Origin of the sequence: Streptococcus sp. HMSC076C08 (assembly GCF_001810825.1) — a bacterium.
Lineage (GTDB): Bacteria > Bacillota > Bacilli > Lactobacillales > Streptococcaceae > Streptococcus.
Window position 1 is genome coordinate 1 of the sequence record NZ_KV802704.1, and the last position, 10,246, is coordinate 10,246.

Below are 10,246 nucleotides of genomic sequence, written 5' to 3' on the forward strand. Positions count from 1 at the left end.
AAGAGCTTGACCATTCAATTTAGCACTTGAAGTTCCTGCGAATTCAAGAACGTCCACTAGGGTATCTGTGACTGAGAAGGCTGTCGCATCTTGCGCTACACTTGTTTTCACATTATAAGTGAAGACTTCATCACGTTTCGCAAGTGTTGCTGATTCTTTGCCATTCACATCTTTCTTGATCTCTGGCTCTTCTGGTGTTGGTGGCGTTACTGGGACTTCGTTAGAGTCCTTGTGATATTTTGGATTATGATCAATATCATAAGAAGCCTTATTCGGAATCTCTGTCTTACCATCTTTATTCACATAAGCTGACAAGTTGGCATTATCTCTAATCTTAGCCTTGAAATTCACTTCAATTGACTTACCGGCATCTGCTTTGACAGAAGCTTCTGTAAAGGCAACTTTGATGACTTGACCAGAAAGTGTCACTGTCGCCTTAGATCCTGCATCCTCACCATCAAGTTTAACAGTAGCTGAAGCATTCTCACCAACAAATTCTAGAACTTCTTTCAACTCGTCTGTCATCTCAAACTCAGTTGCATTGGCAGGCATTGTTGTTTTCAAAGTATAAGTAAATTCTTCATTACGTTTTGCAAGATCGTAACGTTCTGCTCCGTTTACTTCCTTCCTAAGCTCTGGAGTTGTTGTTGGCGGTGGAGTGACAGTGACTGGTTTTGATTCTTTCTTAGAATCTGGATTGTCATTAATGATGTAGCTAGCAGTATTTGGTACTACCGGCTTGTCTTTTGATTCATTTGGATAAGCCGCTAAAAGTGCATCAAAGGTAATGCCTTCCTTCACCTTAGCCTTAAATGAAACTTGTACAGCTTTACCAGCATATTGTTTCACTTGCTCTTTACCAAATGTGACCGTCAAACGTTGACCTTCTGTTGTTACAGTGAGGTCTTGAACAGCTTGGCCATCAACAGTGACCGTTGCTTCTCCTTCAAATGCCAATTCTTTGACGATATCATCTGAAATGGTAAAGGTATCTGCCACATGTGGAACCGTTGAGTCAATCGTATAAGTAAAGATTTCTGATAACTTACCAAGATCTGCGTGTTCCTGACCATTCACCTTCTTCGTGATTGGTGGTGGTGTAACAGTGACCGGCTTGGTTTCTTTCTCACCTTGTTGGTCATTCTTGTTGGTGTAAGTAATCTTAGCTTTGTTCTCAATAGATGGAACAGTTGAGCCTTTCTTCACTTTGGCATGAATCACGAGCTCTACTTCTTGGTTACCGTAGTCACCCGCATTCGCAAAATCTTTCATCGTTGCAGTCACGGTTTGACCTTGAACTGTTACATCGAAGAATTTCGCTGCAGCTCCCTTGATTTCAGCTTGACCTGGAGTCAAGTTCTCATCTAAGGTATCCGTTACAACGAAGGACTTGTACGTTGTAATATCATTTGGCAATTTCGCTTTGATATTATAAGTAAAGTCGGTTTCCGCACCGATTGTTGCCTCTGTCAGTGTTTCGTTGATTTTCTTATCAACACCTGGTTCTGATGGAGGGGTTACGGTGACAGGTTTCGTTTCTTTTTCTCCGCTATGATCGTTCTTATCTGTGAAGCTGAACTTCGCAGTATTTGGAATGTTGATACGCGTCACTCCATCATTGATCTTAGCCGGAATAATCAATTCCACTTCTTGACCAGCAAGAGCTGTAGCGTTCGCAAAGTCCTTCATCGTTGCAGTCACGGTTTGACCCTCAACTGTTACATCGAAGAAGGCTGCAGCTGCTCCTTTGATAACTGGTTTGCTTGAAGTTTCATTGATAACTGACAAATCTCCTTCAAGTGTATCTGTAATCACAAATTTCTTGTAATCTGTAATATCTGTTGGAAGTTTTGTCTTAATGTTGTAGTTATACGCTTGACCTGTCGCGATATCTAAGTGATCAAGAGTTTCATTGATCTTCTTCGTTACAGGAGGTGGCGTTACGGTGACAGGTTTCGATTCAACTTCTTTCTCTACATTATTCTCATTTGTAAAGGAAATAGAAGCCTTGTTTTCAATGATTGTGCCTGTCACACCATTTTTAACTTTTGCAGGAATGACTAGTTCAACAGTTGAGTATTTTGCAAGTTCACCAAACTGACCATCCTTCACCGTTGCCGTAATCTCTTGGCCATTGGTGTGGATATCAAAGAGGGCCGCTGCAGAACCTTTAATACTTACGTCGCCTGCAAGCTCCAAATTAGCATCCAGTGTATCACGAATCACAAATTTCTTGTAATTAGCAACATCACTTGGTACTGCTGTTGTAATGTTGTAGTTGTATGGTTGTCCATCAAACGTTTGGAAGCTATCCAAGTTTTCATTAATCTTCTTATCAATAGAAGGTTCTTTTGGTTTTGGTGGGGTAACCGTTACTTTATTCGATGTTTTCTTGATATCATTCAAGGCAACATCTGCCGTGTTAGGTACTTTAATTTGACCATCTTCCTTATATTTAGAAAGGTCAGCACCCGGACGAATCTTAGCCTTGAAGGTCAATTCTAGGTATTGAACATCTTTAGTCTTACGACGCGTTACCTTACGTGAGATCTTTTCGAGTTGAGTTTTATCAAGAGTCAGTGAAACAGTTTGACCTTCAACTTTTGCAGCAGTTTTCAAGTCAGTATTATCTTTTTCACCAAGTTTTACATTCAAGCTATCTGCCTGAACTTCCAACTCTGAAACAACTGTATCCGTAAGGCTAAATGTATCTGCAATGCCTGGCCATGGAACAGTCACTTTGTACTCAAAGAGTTCTTCTTCTTTCTTAAGATCTTCATGTTCCTTATCATTGACCTTCTTTGTAATTTCTGTCTCGACTGGTGGTTTGACATAGACTGGGTTTGAGCGTCGAATTGTACTTGGTTTGTCAGCTGTTTTAGCATGGTTACTTGGATCAGGATTATTATCCTCACCATTCCACATGATATTACCCTGGTTCAGCAAACCGAAGCCATCATTATCCTGAAGAAGGGCCATGAATTCTTTGCTCGCTTGATTATTGCGATATTGCTCCTTCAAGCGAACGGTAATGGTCATTTTAGCTTTTTGAAGCACTAAGTATTCATAACCATTCACACTTGGTACATCAGCAACAACAACTTCACGTTCGTTTCCGAGATCGTCATTTTGTTTCACTACACGAGTCAAGATTTGACCTTGTGGTCCAGAAGCATGATGACCTACAACTTCTAAACGATAGTCAAGAGGGTCTGTCAACATAACGTTTTGCTTAAACTCATAAGGAACGTTGTTGAAGTTGTAATCTACTGTATAAGTAAATGTTTCGTCTTTGGCAGACAAGTTAGCCGCATAGGCTGGTTTTTTAGTCAATTGAAGTGGATCTTCAATAGTACCAGTATCATTGCTTTGATCTTGGTCTGCAATTTTCTTGGTGGCACTTGGGTAACAGTATTCAAGTTTTTGAACTTCTACAGTTTCTTTCGAACCACCGATTGTTTCAGTCGCAAAATCACCAACTTTAAATTTACCAGTCAGCTCAGGAACTGGAACTGTCTCCTTAACTGGTTTGTAGTCTGCAGGAGGGTCTTGCTCATCATCCTCATCAACTTGTTCAGCATGTGCTTCCTTACTCAAATCATAGTCAAACTTGTTGTTTCCTGGATTAAAGACACTCTCTGGAACAGAGATTGTAACCTTGTCTCCTTCTTGAACAATCTTACCACGAATTTCTTTCTTCGAATCGGTAACCTTTGATACAATCTTCTTACCATTAATTCGAACTGCATCTACCTTATATCCTGGAGTAACTTCAAACTCACCTTTGATATCTTCTTTAACCAGAGCAGCACCAACAGATTCTAGAACTCGACTTGAGAATTTATTGATATCGCTTTGTTCATTAACATAGAAGGAAACATCTTTTCCATTGATATTTTTAGCTGGAGAAGCCATCCCCTCTAATGCTTCATGGAAAATCTCTTGGACACTTCGGTTATCCCCTATATCAAAATATTTTGAATAACCTTCTTTATATGTGTCATAGTACTGAGCTTTGGAATTCGCAAAGATTGTTACGTCTTCCCAGAAACCAACTACTACTGTTCCTTCAGAACCAACAACATTTTTAAGTCTTGTAGATGCTTCCTTAACCTCTTTCACACGCCCTAAAACGTTTTGAGACGCCTCTGTTAGTTCATTAAAATTCCATGCACGTGTAAGAATATTGTTCCGATAGTCACTGTACTCTAGACGAACCTTACCATCAGGGTCACGTTTCCCATTGGCAACACCATCCGTAATCAAAAGAAAGATAGTTTTACGACCATTAGCCATATTCCCTTTTCTTTCATTATATTGAGCAATGACATCGTCAATAGCTGGAACAGTTGGTGTTCCTCCCGCTACTTTAATATTATTAATGAATTGATGAATATCATTTTGATCAGAAGACAAGTTACTTGCCTTGTATTTGTAATCATAGTCAGGTCCCCAACTACCATAAACATCTTTACGACCTGTAAAATCATTATTGTAGTAGTAGTTGTATCCATCTGCACCTTGGAAGGTCGCCATCATAACCCGGTCTGATGTATCTGGATTATCAGTCTTAACCAAACGCGGGTTATTTTCATCATACTCTTCTTCCTTCACAAATGTCGTCAGAGTTTTTAAAGCATTCTGGACATTTGGAATGGTGTTCTTAAATGATCCACTCGCATCCTGCAAGATTACCAAATCCACTGGTTTTCTAGGCAGGCGCCAGCTAATTTTTTCCGTTTTTTCGATTTTACGGGAACATCCATTTTGTGTTATCTTTGTATTTCCACCTACTTCAATAGTACTACCGCCTTCATTTGCTGCAGCGCTACCAAGCAGCTGTCCCATTAAGGCTAATGGAACAGATAAGAATAAAATGATAAACAATATGGAGACCTTTTTAATGAAATCTCTCATTGCTATTTCTGAAATCCTATTGTGATTTCTTCTTCCCCCTTTTCTATAGTAGATATATGTTAGTTAAGTAGTGTTTGCAACTCTTTAGAAAAGCTTTCCGCATCGGAATGATTAACCAATACATTTTTTACTTCTTGCTTTTTGGTTACAAAATACATACTTGGTATGGTCTGAACCTGTAATAAATCTGCCGCTGATTGATCTTCGTCATAGTAATAAGGGAAAGTATACCCTTTTTCCTTGATATACCGATCAGCACTCTCCTTTGTTTCTTTACCAGGTTCGTTCATATTTAGTAAAACAAAATTGATCTGTTCACCATACTTTTCATACATCTGCTGAACAATGGGTAGTTGTTTCTGACAATGAGGACACCAACTAGCCCATTCGACAATTAACATAGGTTTATCATACAGCTCTGAACTAGCAACCAATTTACCGTCTTGAGAAGTCATTTTAAATTCTGGAAGTTGTTGACCTTTTAGACTCAAGGCAGTATTGTTCTCAGCACTTGAAGTTGATTGCGAAACTGATGAAGTCCCTACTTCTCCGTCCTTAGCGGGTCTAGTATAATAAATCAAACCCACCGACAATCCGATGATGACTCCCACTGCTAAAAACGGAAGCCACCACTTATCTTTTTGCATAGAATCTCCTTTCCTTTTTAATGAAATATGGCGAGTAGAACTTGAGTAAATAATATAGTAAATAATTCATAAACTCTCCGAAACTCATCCATTCCAAAAAACATTTTATCATTTACTAATTAGTATTTCAAGAAATATGTTGTCAAATTGTAAACTTTTTTCTTTCCCACGCTAAACCAGCCACACTACTGCATTAAATGGGTATAATGAAAATGATTGGACTTTATTTTCTAATTATTTTCAGAATATTATTTCTTTTTAATGCATAATTTGCTCTTTTTTATTTTTTATTCTTCTATATAATAACTATACTAAAAACAGCATCAAAATCCATTTAATTCTTTGCAAAAGTAAAAAAGATTGTCCAATCAGACAATCTTTTTTATATTCTTAATATAAGTCAAGATAATTATCAACTTCCCATTGTGAAACAAAGGTTGCATAGCTAGCCCACTCAATACGTTTGGCTTCAAGGAAGCTAGTGTAAATGTGTTCACCTAGGGCTGCCTTGACCACGTCATCCTCAGTCAAAGCTTTCAAGGCATTGTGAAGAGTTGATGGAAGGTCTGTAATTCCAGCTTCCTTACGCTCTTCTGCTGTCATGATGTAGATATTTTCTTCAATAGGAGCTGGTGCTTCGATTTTGTTTTCAATACCATGCAAACCAACTTCCAAAAGAACAGCCATAGCGATGTATGGGTTTGCCATTGGGTCCACTGAACGCAACTCAAGACGAGTTCCCATACCGCGTGAAGCCGGTACGCGCACAAGTGGCGAACGGTTACGACCAGCCCAAGCAATGTAAACAGGTGCTTCATAACCTGGAACCAAACGTTTGTATGAGTTAACTGTTGGGTTCATGATAGCAGTATAGTTGTAAGCATGCTTGATCAAACCACCAAGGAAATGGTAGGCTGTTTCAGACAACTGCATTCCTTTTGGATCATTTGGATCAAAGAAGGCATTGTTTCCTTCTGCATCAAACAAGGACATATTACAGTGCATACCTGATCCAGCGATACCAAATTTTGGTTTCGCCATAAAGGTTGCGTAAAGACCGTGTTTGCGAGCAATGGTTTTAACAACGAGTTTAAAGATTTGAATCTTGTCACAGGCACGGAGGACTTCATCATACTTGAAGTCAATTTCATGTTGTCCAACCGCAACCTCGTGGTGACTCGCTTCTACTTCAAATCCCATTTTGGTCAAGACATTCACAATTTCACGACGTGTATTGTCCGCAAGGTCAGTAGGCGCCAAATCAAAGTAGCCACCCTTGTCATTTACTTCAAGTGTTGGATCCCCATTTTCATCCAACTTAAATAGGAAGAATTCTGGTTCTGGACCAAGGTTGAAAGATTTGAATCCTACTTCTTCCATATGACGAAGTGCACGCTTCAGATTACCACGAGGGTCACCTGCAAATGGTTCTCCTTCTGTTGTATAGACATCACAGATCAAACCTGCAACACTTCCATTTTCATCTCCCCATGGGAAGACTGTCCATGTATCCAAGTCTGGATACAAGTACATATCTGATTCATTGATACGTACAAAACCTTCAATAGAAGAGCCATCAAACATGGCTTTGTTTGACAAGACCTTGTCTAACTGTTCATCTGTAGCAGGAATTTCGACGTTCTTCATGGTTCCCAGAATATCTGAAAACATGAGACGGATAAAGGTAACATTTTTTTCCTTGACTTCACGACGAATATCTGCAGCTGTGATTGGCATGGGTTTTCTCCTTAATATATATGACTACTTGCGATTGCCTAACCGCGACCAAAGGGTGACCGTACTGAAGCAAAGCGCCCCTGCTGGAGGAGTTCATTGTGGAGTGCACGACGCACTTCCGTCTGACTCACGGCTTTCTTGGACTTCGCCTCGCGTTCAGCATATTTTTTCTTAATCGCAGCAATATTATGACCTTCAGAGATATAATCTTTGATTTCAAGCAGACGATCCATGTCATTCAAGGAATACATGCGACGGTTTCCTTCGTTTCGATCAGGCTTTATCAACTCTTGATCTTCATAATAACGAATCTGACGCGCCGAGAGATCGGTCAATTTCATAACACTGCCGATAGGAAAAACAGCCATATTTCGGCGAAATTCTCTTTCCTTCATTTACAATTTCCTTCTTCCTGTCTATTATAGTCTAAAAAAAGACATACGTCAATGAATAATGTCATAAAATGTAACATTATTTTCTTTTTTTCTCCCAAAAGAGTTTCAGTTGCTCAATATCATAATTTACAAGGATTGCGACAAAAACTCCCATAAATGTTTCAAATACACGTGCAAAAACGTACAAAAATGTTTCTCCGCTCGGTATTGATAGGGTAATGATCAACATAGCTGCCACACCACCGATAACTCCTGCCTTATTGTTCATAGCAACATTTGTCATAATGGTTAACATGGTGCAAATCGGGACAACTAGTAAGGTTACCCAAAAGGCTCCATGAAATAAAGTGTTTAAGAGGAAAAAGACAAGGGCGTAAAAACCTCCGATGCTATTTCCTAAGATACGCGAAGTTCCAAAATGGACACTCTTATCAAAGCTCTCTCGTAAACTGAAGACCGCTGTTAGTGCTCCGATTTGAAGCCCCTTCCAGCCAAAAAAACCAAAAATCAAGAGAACTATAAATACGGCAATCCCTGTTTTGAAGGTTCGCATACCAAGCTTGAACTGTGACTTATCAAATTTATATTTTTTAAAATAACTCATAATCTCAACTTTCTACTACCATTTTAACATAAATTAGTTGATTTTATGAGTGAAAATCAATAGGAAGCGTTTTTAATTTCGGGCTACAAAAAAGAGGAAACAGAGTTCCTCTTTTCTATTTAACTGTCAGAGCTTACTTGCTTTCGTCTTCTTTACGTTTCAACTGACCAAGTCCTAAAACTCCTACTAAAGCTGCTAGACCAAGATATGGCATGTAGCTTGAATCATTTGTACCTGTTTGAGGTAGAGTAGGATTCCCTTTCGGATTTGGAGTAGGAGTTGTTGGCTCCTCTGGTTTCTTAGGTTCTGGCGTTGTCGTGCGAACTGTATTTGAAGCGTAAGCAACTTTGTTCACAGTATTTACATAGGTATTTTCAAAAGTTCCGACAGCAATTCGTTTCATTTGAATATAAGTCTCAGCCTGGAATGGAGAATCCAACTGAATCTCTTGAAGGAATTCTTCCTTGAAGCGAATTGTAATCATTCCCTTATCTTGATTATGTTCAACCTGTGTTTCAGCTGTTAAGTCTGTCCCTGCCTTAATAACACGACCGTCTTTCAATCGGATATCAACCTTGGCAAGAACTTTATAGTTTCCAGTGTATTGATCACCTTTTTGGTCATAATCATCTACAAAACTATAGTCATTCAAGTCCTCAGAATGATTTTGTGGAATCAAACCACCGATTAAACGATAATTGAAGAACTGGTTCAACGGAATTGTTTGGCCATCAATATTGTCACTGCTTGGATCCATACTGATTGTCACATCTTTTTTCGGTGTGATTTTCGGTACGTTGTTGACAACTACTTCTGTAGCATAGCCATTTCCAAAATCAATTTGGTAGGCTTTGTTTTCATACTTACCACCCGTTTGACCAAATTCAGGTTTAACTGTCATCGGATCTGTGATGAGCAATGATTTTCCTGCTGCTACATAGTTCTTGTAGAATTCGGCTGGATTATCAGCTGAGAAGAGTTGGAAAGCACCTTTAACAGTGATGTTTGCTTTCTTCAACAGATCTTGAACCTTCTTAGGCGCAGCTTCTAAACTATCATATTGTTGAACACTGATACCTGATACAAGGTTGCCCTCTAGATCACGAATCTTAATCAATTCTGGTTGAAGGGTCAAGGCTTCTTCTGGATAATCATCCACATAGTAGAAACCATTTTGAATCGCTTCTTTAGAAGATTTATCTCCCTTGTATTGGTCCAAATCCCATGTAAGTTCATAGTAGTTCGTTGAACCAGCTAGAACTTCTTTGCCATCAATATTCACACCTTGCTTGTTCTTGTTAACTTTCAAAGGCTTGATGTAGTTGTTATTTGGATTGTCAGGATCATTTGGTTTACCTGGAGTCGTTACACGAACAATGTTTGACTTGACACCGTAGGCATCGTTGACTGTCAAGGTAAAGTTATTTGTATAAGTCGCCCCATCATTCAAGACACGACCAACAACAGTTGGATATAGAGTCTCAAAGGATTTTGTCAAATCTGCATTGAAAGCAGCCAAGGTCTCCTCAGTAGCCTTAAAGGTTACAGTGTGACTAGCTTTGTCATAACTTGTTTCAAAACCTTTGCTTGCAGCCTTGGTTGCTTCCAAATCAAACTGATAGCCAGTTGGAAGTGGATCTACCAATACAAATGAAGTTGTTTTTGGACGACCAGCTGTCAACGCTTCTGTTTTCAACTCAAACTTCACTACAGACTGCTTAGCAACGAGAGTACGATCGATATCTACTCCATCCTCATTTTTAATTTCTTTATTAATCTGAGGTTGTGCAAAAAGACGATTGTAATGGAAGTGAACTGTTGGCACCGCTGGTGGTGTTGGCAACTGCTTAGGAGTTGGTGCTACCGGCGGAGTTGGCAATGGATCATAATTTGGCTCTTCCGGTTTTGATGGCTCTGGTTGATCTGGAGTTTTTACCGGTGGAGTT

The 10,246-nt window shown here is 39.3% G+C and carries 5 protein-coding genes and 1 pseudogene; all 6 read right to left on the reverse strand.

What is annotated here, in order from left to right:
• A pseudogene (gene padA / locus HMPREF2766_RS00240) lies at nucleotides 1-4,917 on the reverse strand (LPXTG-anchored isopeptide-forming adhesin PadA); the annotation flags it as partial.
• 59 nt (nucleotides 4,918-4,976) lie between these two features.
• Complete coding sequence (locus tag HMPREF2766_RS00245) at nucleotides 4,977-5,564, reverse strand: TlpA family protein disulfide reductase (protein WP_001168154.1); 588 nt, start codon at nucleotides 5,562-5,564, stop codon at nucleotides 4,977-4,979.
• A 390-nt stretch (nucleotides 5,565-5,954) separates the two neighbouring features.
• Nucleotides 5,955-7,301 (reverse strand): type I glutamate--ammonia ligase, encoded by a 1,347-nt coding sequence (glnA, locus tag HMPREF2766_RS00250; protein ID WP_001122883.1) that lies wholly within the window; start codon nucleotides 7,299-7,301, stop codon nucleotides 5,955-5,957.
• Between the two features lie 38 nt (nucleotides 7,302-7,339).
• The gene (gene glnR, locus HMPREF2766_RS00255) at nucleotides 7,340-7,696 is read right to left on the reverse strand and encodes a transcriptional repressor GlnR (protein WP_000664333.1); all 357 of its coding nucleotides are present in this window, start codon (nucleotides 7,694-7,696) and stop codon (nucleotides 7,340-7,342) included.
• Between the two features lie 76 nt (nucleotides 7,697-7,772).
• Nucleotides 7,773-8,300 carry an FUSC family protein gene (locus tag HMPREF2766_RS00260; RefSeq protein ID WP_000119887.1) on the reverse strand — a complete coding sequence of 176 codons (528 nt, stop codon included), beginning with the start codon at nucleotides 8,298-8,300 and terminating at the stop codon, nucleotides 7,773-7,775.
• A gap of 133 nt (nucleotides 8,301-8,433) precedes the next feature.
• On the reverse strand, nucleotides 8,434-10,246 hold a 1,813-nt coding region (locus HMPREF2766_RS00265; RefSeq protein ID WP_148131178.1), incomplete at its 5' end, for an SspB-related isopeptide-forming adhesin.